The 16935-nt window shown below is 71.4% G+C and carries 12 protein-coding genes; 3 read left to right on the top strand and 9 right to left on the bottom strand.

The genetic code is table 11. The annotated features are described in order from the left end of the window. Positions 1-16: 16 nt before the first annotated feature. From K7854_RS23360 to K7854_RS23330, 7 genes are all read right to left on the bottom strand, one after another. Complete coding sequence (locus K7854_RS23360) at positions 17-2062, bottom strand: SpoIIE family protein phosphatase (RefSeq protein ID WP_226028509.1); 2046 nt, start codon at positions 2060-2062, stop codon at positions 17-19. Between the two features lie 296 nt (positions 2063-2358). Beyond that, on the bottom strand, positions 2359-3024 hold the full coding sequence (locus tag K7854_RS23355; RefSeq protein WP_226028508.1) for a ThuA domain-containing protein: 666 nt from the start codon (positions 3022-3024) through the stop codon (positions 2359-2361). A gap of 297 nt (positions 3025-3321) precedes the next feature. Continuing rightward, a complete protein-coding gene (gene dgoD / locus K7854_RS23350) occupies positions 3322-4488 on the bottom strand; it encodes a galactonate dehydratase (RefSeq protein ID WP_226028507.1) in 1167 nt (388 codons plus the stop codon). Positions 4489-4490: 2 nt separating this feature from the next. Beyond that, a complete protein-coding gene (locus K7854_RS23345; protein ID WP_226028506.1) occupies positions 4491-5411 on the bottom strand; it encodes a dihydrodipicolinate synthase family protein in 921 nt (306 codons plus the stop codon). 156 nt (positions 5412-5567) lie between these two features. Beyond that, on the bottom strand, positions 5568-6911 hold the full coding sequence (locus K7854_RS23340; RefSeq protein WP_226028505.1) for a Gfo/Idh/MocA family oxidoreductase: 1344 nt from the start codon (positions 6909-6911) through the stop codon (positions 5568-5570). Further along, positions 6908-8308: a glycoside hydrolase family 28 protein gene (locus tag K7854_RS23335; protein WP_226028504.1), complete on the bottom strand. Its 1401-nt coding sequence runs from the start codon at positions 8306-8308 to the stop codon at positions 6908-6910. The genes K7854_RS23340 and K7854_RS23335 overlap by 4 nt, the downstream gene beginning before the upstream one ends. A gap of 46 nt (positions 8309-8354) precedes the next feature. Next, the gene (locus K7854_RS23330) at positions 8355-9518 is read right to left on the bottom strand and encodes a GntR family transcriptional regulator (protein WP_226028503.1); all 1164 of its coding nucleotides are present in this window, start codon (positions 9516-9518) and stop codon (positions 8355-8357) included. Between the two features lie 304 nt (positions 9519-9822). Here K7854_RS23330 and K7854_RS23325 point away from each other — a divergent pair, with 304 nt between their 5' ends. After that, complete coding sequence (locus K7854_RS23325; protein WP_226028502.1) at positions 9823-12252, top strand: glycoside hydrolase family 95 protein; 2430 nt, start codon at positions 9823-9825, stop codon at positions 12250-12252. Here the strand turns inward: K7854_RS23325 and K7854_RS23320 are convergent. Next, entirely contained in the window at positions 12238-14172 is a 1935-nt protein-coding gene (locus K7854_RS23320; RefSeq protein WP_226028501.1) for a glycoside hydrolase family 127 protein, read from the bottom strand. The genes K7854_RS23325 and K7854_RS23320 overlap by 15 nt on opposite strands. Before the next feature lie 27 nt (positions 14173-14199). Continuing rightward, positions 14200-14931, bottom strand: coding sequence for a GntR family transcriptional regulator (locus K7854_RS23315; protein WP_226028500.1), 732 nt, complete (start codon positions 14929-14931; stop codon positions 14200-14202). Between the two features lie 248 nt (positions 14932-15179). Here K7854_RS23315 and K7854_RS23310 point away from each other — a divergent pair, with 248 nt between their 5' ends. Further along, positions 15180-16028, top strand: a complete 849-nt coding sequence (locus K7854_RS23310; RefSeq protein ID WP_226028499.1) for an Ig-like domain-containing domain — start codon at positions 15180-15182, stop codon at positions 16026-16028. Positions 16029-16242: 214 nt separating this feature from the next. After that, complete coding sequence (locus tag K7854_RS23305; RefSeq protein WP_226028498.1) at positions 16243-16911, top strand: macro domain-containing protein; 669 nt, start codon at positions 16243-16245, stop codon at positions 16909-16911. Positions 16912-16935 lie beyond the last annotated feature (24 nt).

The raw sequence follows: 16935 nt of genomic DNA, 5'->3' as shown, positions 1-16935 counted from the left end.
ACGCGGGGAGCCGGGTCTATCCCCGCGGAGGCGCGGTGCGCCGTGGGGTGTGCGGCGCATCTTCCGTCTCCGAGCTCGGTGGATCGGCCCGGAAGGCGATCAGAGCGATGTCGTCGCGATTGTCGGAGAGGCTGCGCTGCAGGGAATCGAGAAGATCGGACAGCGGACTGCCGCGTTGGTGCGCGGCCGCGGTCAGAAGTCTGTCCTGGCCCTCGTCGAGTGATGCGGTGGGGGTTTCGATGAGGCCGTCGGTGTAGAGCAGGAGCGTGTCTCCGGGGGCGATGGTGTGGTGGTGGCTGGTTCGGGGGAGGACCGGGGCGACGCACAGTGGGGGGTCCACGTGTGCGCCGGTGAGGAAGTAGGGATCGGCCCGGGCGGGGACGAGCAGCGGCGGCGGATGTCCGGCGTTGGACCAGGTCATGTGCCAGGCGCCGGCGGGGCCACGTTGCAGGCGGGCGTGGACGGCGGTCGTGAAGGAGGCGATGTCGAGCCCTTCTGCCGCGTCCTCGAGCATGGCCAGGACGGCCGAGGGCATGCACTCCGGGCCGTTGTTCCAGGCGAGTCCCCTGAGCATGCTGCGCAGCTGTCCCATGGCGGTGGCGGCGGTGAGGTCGTGTCCGGAGACGTCTCCGATGTCGAGCACGAGAGTGCCGTCGGCGTGGATGACGGCGTCGTACCAGTCGCCGCCGATCTCGTTCGCGGAGCTGGCCGGTTCGTAGCAGGCGGCCAGGCTCGCACCGGGAACGTCCGGCGGGCTGGTGAGATGAGCGTGCTGGAGGCGCAGAGCGGTGCGGCGTGCCCGCTGCAGGTCGAGGGACTTGCGGATGGGGCGTTCCGAGGAACGGAAGATCCTCTGCATGAGTTTGGTGTCGGCGGGACCGGGAGCGGGGGCGTCCCCGTTCGCGCTGGTGGCGGCATAGCCGAGAACGATGTCCTCGGCCACCAGCGGGTACAGGGTCACGCTGGTGGCGTCTGCGCTCCTGAGCCATTGCTCGGTGACCGCCGGGACGATGCCCGGTGGCACTCCTTCGCCCGCCGGCATACGGAGGGTGCGGGGGGTGCGGCTCGCCAGTACGTCCCGGACCGTGTCGCTGATGACGACCGTTTGATCCCGCAGCGGGGGACCGGCCGGCAGGCCGTGGCGGGTGGAGGAGGCGGCCCGTCTGGCCGTGACGGCCACGTGCTCGGGCAGGGGCCACTCCTCGTTGTCCAGAAGCATGATCACGCAGGCGTCGGCGAGCTCCGGAACGATCGCCTTCACCACTGCGGCGAAGGAATCATCCAGACCCTCACCGGACACTTGTGCGATCTCTGCGAGGAGACGTTCGCGCAGTGAGGCGCTCCAGGTGTCCTCCACGTCGTCGGTCGCGGCGATCCATTCCTCGGCGCGGCCGTTGCGCAGGATGGGCACACACCGGGTCGACACATGACGGTACGAGCCGTCGGCGGCCCTCACCCGGAACGTGGTCTCGAACAGCCCCGGGGGTTCCTGGGCGAGGGCGGCACGCCACTCCCGCCCGAGGCGAGCCCGGTCACGGGGATGGATGTAGGCACCCCACCGCTCGTCCATCCGATCGTGCCACGGGCTCCCGGTGAGCTGCTGCCAGCCGGGGACCAGCTCCTGCGCGGATCCGTCCGCACGCAGCACCCACACCATCTGCGAGACGGCCGTCACCACCGCCTCGTAGCGTTCGAGTGCCATCGTCTCGGCCGTGGTGTCCAGCGCGACGACCATCGCGCCGCGACCTTCGGCCATCGTGACGGGCGTACAGGAGTACACGAAGTACCGGGCCTGTTCCGGGGCGCCCGCGTCGGGCTCGCGTGCTTCGGGAAGCCGGCAGGGGCGCCCGGTGGCCACCACCTCGTCCAGCACGGTCAGGAACTCCTCCGCGTCCGCCTCGGGGAACGCCTCCCTCGCGGGCAGTCCGACCGGCCGGGCTCCGAGCAGCCTGGCACATGCGTCGTTCTGGTAGACCAACCGGTGCTCAGAGCCCTCGAACAAGGCGATCGCCGCCACCGTCTCGTCGAAGAGCCGCACGTCGAGAGCTCTCTCCGAGCCCATCACCGGCACTCCGCGCCGTGCGCCCGCCGGACCCGGTGCAGAACATCGGTCCGCCGGAGCAGTGCCATCACCTCGTACCCCTTCCCCGGTCGGCATCAGGGTCACCGCTCGGCGGGCCCGCGCCCTGCTGCGGCCATGAGCACCATCCAATGACGAGCACACCGGTCGCGCGCGCGGCCCTACGCCAAACGGGGCCCGCCGCGTACCGGATCAGGAGGCGGCCGAACGGACCGAGCAACAGATGGCGGCCGACAACCCCGTGCTGCGCATGGGTACCCCCGTCGACTGCGCGTACTTCATGTGCGCGCCGCCCACTTGAGCCCCCGGTCGACCATCGTTGCCGTCTGCGGCACCTCGAGGTCCGCGACGCGGTGGCCCAGGGTGCACACGAAGATCCGTCCAGCGCCCCAGCGGCGCGTCCACACCACGGGGAACTCGACCGGGACGTCCCACGCGTCGGCGGTTTCGGGCACGAGCACGGACGTGGCCAGGACCGAGTTGTAGGCGTCCGTCAGTACCCAGTAGTGCTCGGTGACGACGTCGTAGTCCTCGATGCCCTTGGTGATCACCCCGTCCCGGTCAGGCATGGCGACGATGCGTACGGTGAACTCCTGGAAACCCTCCCGGTGCCACAGCGACCGGCCCCCGACCATCCGCAGGTAGTCGGCGTTGCGGACGTTCGTCCCGATGACGCCCCCGTGCCACCCGGCGAAGCCCGTGCCCGCCTTCACGGCCGCGACAAGGTTGACCTCCTGACGTGGGCTCAGCTCGCCTCCGGACCAGGAGTGCACGACGAGGTCGGTGGCGGCGAGCAGTTCGGAGTCGTCGTAGACCGCCAGGTCCTCGCTGACCGAGACCTCGAACCCCGCCCGTTCCAGCCAGGGCCTGAACACCTCGGTGCAGCCGACCGGGTCGTGTCCCTCCTGTCCGCCGCGGACGATCAGGGCCCTTCGCGTTCTCACTGCAGGATCCGTCCTTCCCGGTCGGACTGTCGCCCCCGCTCGTGGAACGCCACGAGGTCGTCGTGGGCGAGTGATCGGATGGACCCGGCCGGGGATCTGGGCCAGGTCCGCGACAGTGGCGTCGTCGAGCGCGCGATCACCTGGCTCTTCATCTGCTCCGCCTCTTCGTGCGGCCCCCAGGAGACGTCGTACCGCGCCCCGACGAGTCGTAACGTATCATACAAGTGATGAGTTGAGAGGGGCTGGTGGGTGGCCTGTTCCGGGAAGAGCTACGCTGGGCCCGGCGTCAAGGCGTCGTCACCACTCCGCGATCCGCCCGTCGGGATGGCGCCACTGCGCATCGGGGTGCCGCCACTCGGTGTGCCCGGCGCGTACGGCCGCCTCGTCGACCTCGATACCGATGCCCTGCCCGGCCGGCACCGCGAGGGTCCCGTCCGCGGGAACGAGCGGGGCGGAATCCACCAGGTAATCGGCCATCTCGCCCCGGGGCAGCCCCTCGTAGCCGGTGTTGTAGTGCCGGCCGAGGCTCTGCTCGTGCAGCGGCACGTTCAGACAGACGGCGGCCACCTGCAGCGAGGCGGCCAGCGAGACGGGCCCGTTGGGGCAGTGCGGGACGACGGCGACGTCGTAGGTCTCGGCGAGGTGGCAGATCTTCGCCAGTTCGCCGAGGCCGGTGACGGACACGTCGGGCTGGATGATGTCGACCCCGCCGCGCTGGAGCAGGCTACGGAAGTCCCAGCGTGAAGTGAGGCGTTCGCCGGTGGCGATCCGGGTCGCGCCGGCCGCGAGGGCAACTTCGGGCAAGAGGTCCTCGTGGCCCGGCGACAGTGGTTCCTCGACCCACAGCAGCCGGAACTGCTCCAGCTCCCGCAGCAGCGGGCGCACCATCGACCGGTGCACCCGGCCGTGGAAGTCCAGCGCGATGTCCAGCCCGGTGCCGAACTCCTCGCGTAGTGCCGCGACCCGGGCGACGACCGCGTCCACCTCCGCCGCGCCCGCGATGTGGTCCAGTTCGGCGGTGGCGTTCATCTTCACCGCGGTGAATCCCTGAGCGACCCGGGCGCGGGCCCCGGCGACCACGTCGCCGGGCCGGTCGCCGCCGATCCAGGCGTACACCCGGGTGCGGTCGCGCACCGGACCGCCGAGCAGTTCGTGCACGGGTACGCCGAGCGTGCGCCCCTTGATGTCCCACAGTGCCTGCTCGATCGCCGCGGCGGCGGTGGCCAGCACCGGTCCGCCGCGGAAGAAGGCGCCCCGCCGCATCCGGTGCCACAGCTCCTCGATCCGACCGGCCGGCGCCCCGACGACGGTGTCGGCGAGGTCCGCGACGGCGCCGAGGACGGCCCGCCGCCGCTTGGACAGGAGCGCCTCGCCCCAACCGGTCACCCCCGTGTCAGTGGTGATCCGGACCATGACCCAGCGGGGCGGCACGCTGAACGCGGTGATGTCACTGATCGTCGGCACCCTTACGACACCTTCCAGTCGGCGACGGCGTCCCGCACCTGCTGTCGGCGCGCCTCGTCGAGCGGGTGGGACGGTGGACGCACGTTGCTGCGGCAGTGACCGAGCTGGGCCAGCGCCTCCTTCACGACGGCGACGTTGTCCGCGGACCGGCGCTGCGCACGCAGCTCCTCGAAGGGGCGGATCCGCTCCCACAGCGTCATGGCCGCGCCGGTGTTCCCGTCCCGCAGGGCCGTGAGCAGCTCCAGGGACAGGCGCGGTGCGACGTTCACCAGACCGGAGGTGAAACCGGTCGCGCCCATCGCCCAGTAGGCAGGCGCGTACAGCTCGGCCAGGCCCGCGACCCAGACGAACCGCTCGAGTCCGGCGTCGCGGGCCACGGCGGCGAAGCGTGCGGCATCGGGCACCGCGTACTTCACCCCGACCACGTTGGGGCACAGTTCGCCGAGGCGCCCGAGCGACCGGGCGGGGAGCAGCGGATCGCGGACATAGGGCACCACGCCCAGCTCCGGCACGGCCTCGGCGACCGAGCGGTGATAGGTCACCCAGCCTTCGTCGGACAGGTAGGGATGAACCGGCTGGTGCACCATGACCAGTTGGGCGCCCGCCGCGCGGGCGTGGCGGGCCTGGCGTACGGCGGTCGCGAGGTCGTGGCCGACCCCCGCCACGATGTGCGCGGACACGCCGGACGCGGCGGTTTCCGCGACGGTCAGTTCCACCACGAGTCGGCGCTCGGACTCGTCCAGACTGTAGAACTCACCGGTGTTCCCGCCCGGCGTCACGGTCCGCACACCCTCGTCCAGCATGCGGCGCAGCACCCCCTGGTATGCCGCCTTGTCGACCCGGTTCCGGGTGTCGAAGGGGGTCACCGGGATCGCGACGACCCCCGACAGTGCTTGCTTGTGGTCCACCTGCGCCGTATGCATGTTCGCTCCCGCCCCGAGGCTGATCGGCCCCTGTCCGTCTGTGTTGTGCGGCATGCATGGCATACCAGAGGGATGCCACGAGCAGGCTAGCAGTACCCCTGCGCATGGGGCACCGTGCGGGAGCGCCTTGTCCGTGCGTTCACCGGTGGCGGTCGGTCAGGGCCCGAGCGGCACCAGGGAGTCCGTGGCCACGGGGGCGCCGGTGGTGAACGACTCGTTGGCGGCGAGGCCCGTGACCAGAGCCAGCGCACCGTCGCGCGCGGTGGCCGGGGCGACCGTGAATTCCGTGCCCTCGCGGAGCCCGGGGTCGGCGGGACCGTAGAGCGCCCGCAGCATGCGCTCGTCGCCGCCGCCGTGGCCCGCGTGGTCGTAGCCGGGCAGCGGGACGTCGTACGGCTCCTGCCACAGCGGGCGTACCAGGATCCGCGGGCCGCCGGCGTTCGCCATCGCCTTGTCGCCGTGGATGGCCCCCTTGCCGGAGACGGAGCGCAGGCGCGCCGGCTGCCAGCGGCTCTCCTCGACCTCCAACTCCAGGCGCCCGCGGGTACCGTTGAACATCACCCGGTATCCCTCCCACGGGGAGTAGGCGGTCAGGTGGTACGTCATGGTGGCGCCGGTGTCGTAGCGGACGAGGACGGCCATGTCGTCCTCGATGGTGATGCCGTCACCGAAGACGTTGCGGTCCCGCAGGTAGCCGTCGTGCTGCTCGGCGTCGAGGTAGAGGGAGCGCAGGGCGTCGTTCTCGGCGAGCCGCAGCGCGAACGGGTCGCCGACGGCCTCGGTGGCACCGTGCGCGCGCTCGTAGTCGCGGCGGTTGCCGTGGCGTTCGCCCGCGTCGCGGCCGTAGAAGCCCAGCCGTCCGTACCCGAACACCTCCCGCGGCCGGGCTCGCAGCCACCAGTTGACCAGGTCGAAGTGGTGACTCGACTTGTGCACCATCAGCCCGCCGCTGGACTGCTTCTCGCGGTGCCAGCGCCGGAAGTAGTCCGCACCGTGCCGCACGTCGAGGAGCCACTCGAAGTGCACCGAGAGGATCTCGCCGACCGCACCCTCGGCCAGCAGTTCGCGCACGCGCGTGTGCACCGGGTTGTAGCGGTAGTTGAAGGCGACGGCGAGGTCGCCGCCGGTGGCCTCGACCGTGCGCAGGATGGTGCGGCAGCGGGCCGCGTCGGTCGTCATCGGCTTCTCCGTGACCACCCGGCATCCGGCCTGAAGCGCCGGCACGATGTACGCGTCGTGCAGTGCGTCCACCGTGGTGACCACGACCTCGTCGATGCCTTCGGTGCGAAGCCGCCGCTCGAAGTCACCGGGACGCCAGGCCGCGGCCTGCGGTTCGCCCGCCTGAGCGAGCAGCCACTGGTGATGGGCGATCCGCGCCGGGTTCGGGTCGCACAGGGCCACCACCCGAAAGCGCCGGCGCCCGGCCAGGGCGGTGGTGAACAACTGGGCGCGGGAACCGGTGCCCACCACGACGGCACGGGCTGGACGGGCCTTCGTCATGCGGCACCTCCCACGGATCGGCCGTTGACCGTCACGCGGTGCACCGACAGGTCCCCGACGGACTGGAGCAGCATGTCCTGCGCGGCCTCCTGGAACGTGAGCCGGTCGAGGCGGACACCGCTGACCGGTGCGTCGGGCAGCGCACGGATGCGCACCGGATACTCGCAGCGGCCGCCAACCGACCAGCGCTCCGCCGAGAGACCGGACACCTCGGCCGGCTGCTCCCCGCCCGTCCCGCCGGCGTACTGGAAGGTCACCTCGAAGGGCACGTACGTCCAGGCCGGCGCGTCGACGTCCGTGACGCGGACGTCCCGCACGTAACCGCCCCGGGTGGGGGTGGACTTGACGTTGAGGACCGAGGCCACGGATGCCTCGCCCAGGTCCGGGTCGGCCGGCAGGTACAGCCGCCGGGCGACCACGTCCGAGACACCGCCGCTCATCTCGCTGCCGATGGCCACCGCGGCTCCGCCGCTGAGGTACACGCAGTCCTGGATGCGGATGTGCCGGGAGGGCACGCCGACCCGTCGGCCGTCCTCGTCGCGGCCGGACTTGATGGCGATGCAGTCGTCGTGGGTGGCGAAGGTGACGCGCTCGACGGTGACGTTCTCGCACGAGTCGGGGTCGCAGCCGTCGCTGTTGGGGCCCTCGCACTCGATTCGCACGTTACGCACGGTGATGCTCCGGCTCAGCACCGGATGGATGTTCCAGAACGGGGAGTTGCGCAGCGTGACGCCCTCGATCAGGACGTTCCGGCAGGCGTAGGGCTGGATGAAGCTGGGACGCAGGAAGTGCCCGCCGCCCAGGACGCGCTCGGTCACCGGAACGCCCCGCGCGCCCCACTCTTCCAGGGTTGCCCAGTCCGTGCGCTCGTGCGGCATACCGGGCTTCCAGCCGTACTGTCCGGAACCCTTCCACGGCCACCAGTGCGCGTTGTCGCCGCGCCCGTCGAGCACCCCGCGGCCGGTGACCGCGATGTCGTGCCGGCCGTAGGCGTAGATCAGGGGGGAGTAGTTCAGGACCTCGATGCCCTGCCACCGGGTCCGCACGACCGGCAGGTAGGCGGCCGGGTCGGTGCTGAACAGCACGGTCGCGCCCTCGGCGACGTGCAGGTCCACACCGCTGAGCAGGTGAATCGGACCGGTGGCCCAGCGGCCGGCGGGGATCAGCACATGCCCGCCGCCGGCGGCGTGGCAGGCCCGGACCGCCGCACGGATCGCGGCCGTGCAGTCGGTCGCGCCGTCACCGACGGCCCCGTGGTCGGTGACGGGGAACCAGGCGTCGGGGAAGTGCGGGCGTCCCCGGCCGGCCGCGGCCGCGCCGGTGGCGTGCGCCAGGGGGACGGCGGCGGCCGCGAGGGCGCCGAGGCGGAGAAGCTGTCTGCGTGCCGGATCACTCATGCTGTTGCCCCTCGGTGAGGTGGTGCGCAGGTGGTGGGCGGTCGCTTCAGGGCCCGGGCGGAGCGCCGGACCCGGACGGGTCGGGCAGGTAGCGTGCTGCCTCGCCCGCGGCGTGGTCGGCGAACATCGGCCCGGCGACGTCGGGGTCGCCGGAGCGCAGGACGTCCAGGAGTTCGGCGTGGTGCTCGGCCATCGCGCCCCAGCCGCCGGCGTAGCGCGGGTCGCCCAGGACGTGCAGGTCCCACAGGCTGGACTCGATCATGCGCCACAGGCGGATCAGCGCCGCGTTGCGGGCAGCTTCGCACACATGCCGGTGAAATGACATGTCGGCGTCGCGGAAGGCGCCGATGTCGTCCTCGGCCGCGGCCCTGCGCAGTCGGTGAACGTCCTCGGTGAGCAGCCGCGTGTGTTCGGCGTCCAGGCGGCCGGCCACCCGGCGGGCCGCGTACTCCTCGAACATCACCCGGATGTCCCGGACGTCCTGCGCCTGCCGCTCGGAGACCCGCGCGACATAAGTGCCGCGGTGCGGCTGGGAGATGACCAGGCCCTCGTACGCCAGCCGCTTGATCGCCTCGCGGCAAGGGGCCTGACTGGTGCCGAACCCCCGGGCGATCTCCGCCTCCACCAGGCGTCGGCCCGGGGCTAGTTGGCCGCCGACGATCCAGTCGCGCAGCTGGGTGTACACATGGTCGGACAGCAACTGGCGCGGCACGCGGGGCGCGCCCGGAACGGGGCCGTCGCCCGCCCGGCCGGGGTCCTGACGGGGCCGTCGGTTGCGTGGCCTGGCCGGCTCGGGCAGCTTGTCCTGCTGCTCCCGCCAGATCCGGGCGACCGTCGACTGGGACAGGCCCAGGGCGTCGGACAGGGCGCGGGTGGAGGGCACGGGCGAGCCGTCCCGGGCCTGTTCGAGTACCGCCGCGACCTGGGCCTCCGCCTCCTGCCGGGTGTCGCTGCGCGGGCGCCCCGAGCGAGGGGCGTCGCTCAGGCCGGCGATGCCCCGGCTCAGATAGCGCTCCCGCCACTTGGCCACCGTGGCGGGGCTGACCCCGAGTCGCTGGGCGATCTCGGCATTGGTCAGCCCCTCCGCACAGGCCAGGACGATGCGGCTGCGCAGCCGGACCGCGCCGGGCGGCTGCTGCGAGGAGCCGACCAGAGCAGCCCGGTCCTCCGCACTGAGCTGGACGAACGCCGGGGGATCGGGAACGGTCATGCGCCGCACCTCCTGGGATGCGCGAACTTGTGACTCGGACACCTGGGCCCAGGCGTCGGGGGTGTCATCAACTTCAGGTTCAGCCGCACATATTGACGGCACATCGGCACGAACATATTAACTATCGTTGCTCGATCAGTGACCCACTAGATGGTGTGCACGCCCCACATCGATGTCACGTCGGATCCATGACACGTCCGCATCCCGCGCGGGCTCCCGAGCGGGACCGGCACCGTCACACTCGGGCCGATGGCGACGACGGCACGAGTACTGCAGCTCTCACGACGCACTTGGAGGCACCCCCATGTCCGAGTTGTCCCGACGACACGTCCTGGCAGCGGCCGGAGCGTCCGCGGCGGCGGTCGCGCTGGACGCCGGTACCGCGCACGCCGCACCGGACACGGCGGACCCCGCACCGGGCGAGCCGGGAACCGGTCACGGCTCCAACCCGTTGCGGCTGTGGTACCGGGCCCCGGCCGAGGAGTGGCTGGAGGCGCTGCCGGTCGGCTGCGGTCGGCTCGGCGCCATGGTCTTCGGCGGAGTGACCACCGAACGCCTGCAGTTGAACGAGGACAGTGTGTGGGCCGGCGGCCCGCACGACTACAACCCGGCCGGTGCGCTGGAGGCGCTGCCGGAGATCAGACGGCTGGTCTTCGACGACCAGTGGGGTGCGGCGCAAAAACTTGCCGACGAGTCCTTCATGGGCACCCCGAGCGAACAGGCGCCCTATCAGCCGGTGGGCGACCTGCGACTGGTGTTCCCGGGCACGGGGGAGTACACGGACTATCACCGCGAGCTGGACCTGACCACGGCGATCACGAAGGTGACCTATGTCAGGGACGGGGTGCGTCACACCCGTGAGGTGTTCGCCGGCCTGCCCGACCAGGTCGTCGTCATGCGGCTGAGTGCCGACCGGCGTGCCTCGGTCTCGTTCGAGGCAGAGTTCTCCAGCCCGCAGGACAGCATGACCGGATCCGCCGGCGCCGCCACCATCCGGCTCGACGGCATCAGCACCGCCTGGGAGGGACGCCCGGGCGCGGTGCGCTTCCAGGCCCGCGCCCGCGCGGAGGCCGACGGCGGAACGGTGCGCACCGAGGGAGGCCGGCTGATCGTCGACGGCGCCGACGCGGTGACCCTGCTGATCTCCATGGGGACGAGTTACCGCAGCTATCGCGACGCGGACGGCGACCAGGAGACGCCCGCGGGGCGCCATCTCCAGCGCGCCTCGGCCAAACCGTACCGGGTGCTGCGCGAGGCGCACATCAGGGACTACACGGCGCTCTTCGGCCGGGTCGACATCGACCTCGGCACCTCCGAGGCCGCCCTGCTGCCCACCGACGAGCGCATCGCGCGCAAGCAGCCGGACACCGATCCGTCGCTGGCCGCCCTGTACTTCCAGTACGGTCGCTACCTGCTGATCTCCAGCTCGCGCAGCCCGGGGCACGCGGCGAATCTGCAGGGCATCTGGAACGACAGCCTCAATCCCGCCTGGGAGTCGAAGTACACGCTCAACATCAATCTCGAGATGAACTACTGGCCCGCCGGGCCGGCCAACCTCGCGGAGTGCTGGGACCCGCTGTTCGACCTCGTCTCCGACCTGTCCGAGACAGGTGCCGAGACCGCGCGGAAGATGTACGGCGCCAAGGGCTGGATGGTGCACCACAACACCGACGGCTGGCGCGGCACCGCGCCGGTCGACTTCGCCTTCTACGGGGTGTGGCCCACCGGTGGTGCCTGGCTGGCGGGCATCATCTGGGAGCGCTACCTCTACACCGGCGACAAGCGCACACTGCGGCAGCACTACCCGATGCTGAAGGGCGCCGTCGAGTTCTTCCTCGACACGCTGCAGGAAGACCCCAAGTCCGGCCACCTGGTGACCAATCCGTCGCACTCGCCCGAGGTGGGCCACCACGAGGTCGACGGCGAGAACGTCAGCATGAGCGCCGGCCCGACGATGGACATGCAGATCCTGCGGCAGCTCTTCACCGCGTTCGAGGGCGCGGCCGAGGCCCTGGGCGAGGACCCGGACATGCGGCGTGCCGTTTCCGCCACACGCAAGCGGCTCGCCCCCACACGAGTCGGTCACCTCGGTCAGATCCAGGAGTGGCTGGAGGACTACGAAGGGGACGCCGCACTCTCGCGCAGTCGGCACATCTCGCACCTGTGGGGCCTGTTCCCCGGTGAGGAGATCAACCCGCGCACCCGTCCGGAACTGGCCGCGGCGGCACGGCGTACGCTCGAGCTGCGCGGTGAGGCGGGCGCGGGGTGGTCACTCGCCTGGAAGATCAACTTCTGGGCGCGGCTTCTCGACGGAGCCGAGGCGTACAAGCGGCTGACCAACCTGCTGGTCCCCGCCCGCACCGCGCCCAACATGTTCGACCTGCACCCGCCCTTCCAGATCGACGGCAACTTCGGCGGCACCTCCGGGATCACCGAGATGCTCCTGCAGAGCCACGCCGGCGAGGTCGCCCTGCTGCCTGCCCTGCCCGACGCGTGGCCCTCCGGCTCCTTCCGGGGTCTGCGGGCCCGCGGCGGCTTCGAGGTCGACCTGGAGTGGACGGCGGGCGGGGTCGCACACGCCGAGGTGCGTTCCCTGCTCGGCAATCCACTGCGGATCCGCACCCCGCACCCGGTGGAGGTCGAGGGTGCCGAGGCCGACCGTCCCGAGGAGTGCGTCGTGTCGTTCGGCACGCGCCGGAACGGCCGGTACCGGCTGCGGTCAGCCGCCCAGTAGCGGCATCCACACCCGCATCGCGCCGTCGCCGCGGTTGTCCCACTGGAAGTAGGGCACCGCGGTGGCGGTGACAGGAGCGTCGGTGTCCGCGGCGTGCGGGCCGTCGGCGGTGCGGTAGGGGAGCCCCGCCTCGTGCCCGCCCGTGACCGCCGCCGCCCGGGTGCGCAGCGCGACGGTCGGGCCGACGCCGTCCAGATCGGAGTGCGTGACCTCCTCGAACACGGCGTCCCGGAAGAGCGCCAGCTCGTCGACCGGGACGCCGTCCTGCTGGTCGGTCTGCTCGAAGCAGTAGACCAGCGGGCCGCGTTCGACTGCCGCGCAGCCGCGCACGGCGTCGATCCGCGGGTGCGGCAGGGTCAGCCTGGGCGTCAGGTCCAGGTGCAGTACGACGGTGTCGCCGGGGCGCCACGACCGGTGCAGCACGGCGTACCCCTGCTCGTCGGCGGTGACCGCCAGCCCCTTCTCCTCCGGTGTGTCCATCCGGGTCCGCGTGCTCCACGGCGGGACGCGCAGCGCGAGCGCCCACGGCCCGGCGGGGGCCTCGGTGACCGTGATCTCCACGCGCCCCTGCCAGGGATAGTCCGTCTCCACCCGCAGCCCCAGCCGGCCGTCGGCGAAGGGGCAGGCCAGCGTGATCGAGGTGTACTGATGCAGATGGAGGGTGGGCACGCCGGCGTGCTCGGACGTGGTCGCGGCGTAGTGCTCCAGCGAGCCGACCAGGCGGGTGACGACCGGGGGACAGCAGGCCGAGAAGAACCACTCGTCGCGGCAGCGCGGATCACCCACCGCCTCGGCGTGGTCGGGGCGCCGTTGCAGCGGGTTCCCCTTGTAGTACGTCCTGCCGTCGGCGGAGCGCGCCGCGGCGAACGCGTTGTACAGCGTGCGCTCGATGAGGTCGGCGTAGCGGGCCTGTCCGGTGGCGAGCAGCAGCCGCCAGCTCCACTGGATGCTCGCCGCCGACGCGCACGTCTCGTTGTACGACAGGTCCGGCGGCAGCTCGTACCGCTCGCCGAACACTTCGCCCACCTGGCGCGAGCCGAGCCCGCCGGTCAGCGAGGTTCTGAAGGCCACCATGTCCTGCCAGCGGTGCGCGGACGCCGCGAGGAGGGAGGCGTCACCCGTCTCCACGGCGACGTCGACGATGCCCGCCTCGAGGTAGAGCGCGCGTACCGCGTGGCCGGTGAGCGCGGGCGCCTCGCGTACCGGCAGATGGTCCTGGCGGTGCCGGGCACCGTGCTTGTGCGGGCCGACCAGCCCGCGGCCGCGGCGCTCGACGAAGGCGGAGGCCAGCGCGAGGTGGCGCTCCTCGCCCGTCGCCCGGTAGAGCTCGACCAGGGCGGTCTCCACCTCGGGATGACCGTCCAGCCCGGGGCCGGCACCGTCCAGGAAGACGTCGGCGAGATGATCGGCGAGACGGCACGCCACCGCGAGCAGCCGGGTGTCCGACGTACTGCGGTGAGCGGCCACCGCCGCCTGGAACAGGTGGCCGGCGCAGTACAGCTCGTGGCTGTCGACCAGCTTGGTGTAGCGCCCGCCCGGACTCGCCACCTGGTAGTGGGAGTTCAGGTAACCGTCCTCCTGCTGCGCGCGCTCCAGCAGACCGGCGGTCCGGTCGACGAAGTCCGTCAGGCCGGGGTCGCCGCGGTGCTGCAACTCCCAGGCCGCGGACTCCAGCACCTTGTACACGTCCGAGTCCATGTAGACCGGACCCCGGTACCGGCCGTCGGCCTCGCCCGCGGCGATGCGGAGGTTGGCCAGGTTGCCGGCCTTCTCCAGCCACCGCTGGGCGAGCGGCAGGCTGACCGTGCGGTTGACGTCCTGCCACCGGCGCCACAGACCGCCGGTCAGCTCGGTGTGCTCCAGGTGCAGCGGACGGTGCTCGGTGCGTGCGGTGCGGGTGGGTACCGCGGGTCCCGACATGGTCTCCCCTGGATTCGGGGCCGGGCCCTAGATTCTGGGCCGGGCGAGAAAGGCGATGGTCTGGTCGCGGACCCGCAGGATGTGGGCCTCCAGCAGGTCCCGGGCCGCCTGGCGGTCGCCGCGCTCCAGTGCGTCGACCACGGCGCGGTGCTCCGCGACGGCGGTGTTCAGCCTCGACGCGGTGATCGGGGCTTCCATTCCGGTACGGGTCACATGGATGCTGAGGTGCAGGTCGTCGTGGAGCTCCAGCAGGCGCGGCAGGCCTCCCAGCTCCACCATGGCGCGGTGGAAGCGGCTGTCGTTCTCCCGGAAGTCGATGTAACGGGTGTGGTCCTGGACCGACTCCTGGGCCAGCTCGTCGGCCTCGTCCACCAGCTCGCGCAGCCGGACCGGCGGCTCCCGGTCGGTACGCTCGGCGAACAGGCGCAGCGCGTGCGACTCCAGCATCAGCCGCAGTTCGAACAGCTCGTAGATGCTGGAGAGCGACGGGATGGCGACGGTGAACCCGGCAACCGGATCGTAGGCCAGCAGCCCGCGCTCGTACAGGCGGCCGACGGCGCTGCGCACCGGGGTACGGCTCATGCCCAGCCGCCTGGCGAACTCCCGCACGGGTACGGGCTGGCCGGGAGCGGGGTGCTCCTTCGTCAACCAGTCCACAAGCGCCTGACGCGCCCGACTCTCCAGGCTCTCCTCGGACGTCGGCGAGGCCGACGACGAGGCCGGGTCCTGCCGGGCCGATGCCGCTTTCGGTGGGGTCATGCCGTCCTCCTGGCACTGAGCGACTGCTTGTCCGGGCCACCGTATCGTCCGGCCAGCGCGCCCGAAGACATGGTATGCCACTGGTAGGCGGAGTGTCTGCGGTTCGGGTGACCCGGGAGGAAGCGGCCGGCGCGGTGAACTGGCCTCAAGCCGCGGGGGTTCACAGTGACAAGGGGGTGTTCAGTGAGTGACTCCTGTGCTTCCATCGCTGGCATGCCATAGGTATGCCGGGATGAGGAGTCGTTCCCATGCGATCGATGTTCCGTCAGCTCGTTTCCCGCGTGCGCCCGATCCTGCGCGCCGGTCCCGTCCTCGCCGTCCTGCTCGCTCCGGTGGCCGTCGCCCCCTCCGCCGCGGCGGACGGCGCCGGTGCCGCGGGCGGTCGGCCGGTCGCACTCGCGCCGAACGGCACGGCAGAAGCCGTCTGCGCCGACACACCACTGCGCCTGACCTTCGACTCGGCCGTCCGGCTCGGCACCGAAGGGCGCCTGACCGTGCGCCGCGCCGACGGCGGCGCCGTGGACACCGTCGACCTCGCCGACCCCGCGACGTACCAGCGCCTCATCGGCGACGCACGCTCCGACTACGGCGAACCGCACCGCTGGAACTACGAGCCGGTCGTCGTCACCGGCCGCACCGCCACCGTCCTGCTGCACCGCAGCCTCGAGCCCGGACAGCGCTATTACGTCATCGTGGACCCGGGCTTCTTCCTCGGCCACCGGGGCATCACCGCGCCGCACGAGTGGCGCTTCAGGACCGCGGACGCCCCACGCCCCGGCACCCGGAACCTGCGCGTCGACGCCCGACCTCTTCCCGTACCGGGAGGACCCGCGCGACGCCGTCCGCGAGTCCGTCGCCGCGCTGCGGGCCCTGGACGAGCGAGCGGCGCTCCTGCCCCTCGACGAACTGCGGGCAGCCCAGGAACGCCACGACGCGATGGCCGCTCAACGCATCGTGCGCACCGCGCTGCTCGCCGGGGTGAGCCACGACGTCCTGACCGAAGTCTTCAGCCGGTATGCGGTTCTCGGTGCATGCACAGCCGAAGCCAGTTGTGCGACGGCATGGGTTACGGAGGGCCGGGTCAGACTGCAGCCTGAAGGGGCACTGCCGCCCCACCGGATGCCCTCCGATTTGATCCCGCGGCCTTGGTCTTTCCGCACGTATGCGTGGCGTCGGGAAGCACGGCTGACCGCTTGTCACCGGCTCCCGATCCTTCCCCCCTGTTCGAGCCGGGCCGGTCGAACGGCGTTGTCAGTGGTGCGCGGTAGCTTTGGGATCGTTCGAGATCACGGGGCTGGGGAGGGTGAATTCGTGGGTGTCAGGCATGCGTTGAGCGTGGTCCTGGTCGACGTCAACGACGAGGTGGTGACGGCCTGGCGGTCTGCTTTCGCGGACACGCCGGAGGTCGAGATCAGGCGAGGTTCCCTTCTGGACGTGGGCGCCGATGCATGGGTCTCTCCCACCAACGAGCGTGGCCGGATGGATGGTGGGGTCGACGCCGTCGTCAAGCGGCACCTCGGTGCGGGTATCCAGGTGCGGGTGCAACGGGCGATTCGCGACGGGTTCGGCGGACGGCTGCCAGTGGGCAGCGCGGTGTGCGTCCCGTCCGGGGCAGATGTACCCCGGTACTTGATCTCGACGCCCACCATGCGCCAGTCGTCACAGAACGTCAGCGACACGATGAACGTGGCCCTGGCCTGTGCGGCAGCCTTCCAGGCGGTGCATCTGCAGAACCGGGCGAAGCCGGGCAGCATCCGGTCGGTGGCCCTGGTCGGGATGGGCGCTCAGACCGGGCAGGTGCCCGCGCAGGTGTGCGCCAATCTGATGTGGACTGGCTACACCCTCTTCCACAACCATGGTTTCGCGGACTACGACGAGTTGAGGGCTGCGGTACTGAGGCAACTCGACGACATCGAGGGAGCGGGGTCCGCACGGCGGGTCCGGATCAACGTGCCGCAGCGGCCTTCCTTTCGTCATTGACCCGAAGGCATCGCAGACCAGTGC

Origin of the sequence: Streptomyces hyderabadensis (assembly GCF_020404845.1) — a bacterium.
GTDB classification, from domain to species: domain Bacteria; phylum Actinomycetota; class Actinomycetes; order Streptomycetales; family Streptomycetaceae; genus Streptomyces; species Streptomyces hyderabadensis.
This window is presented reverse-complemented; position numbering and strand designations above follow the sequence as displayed.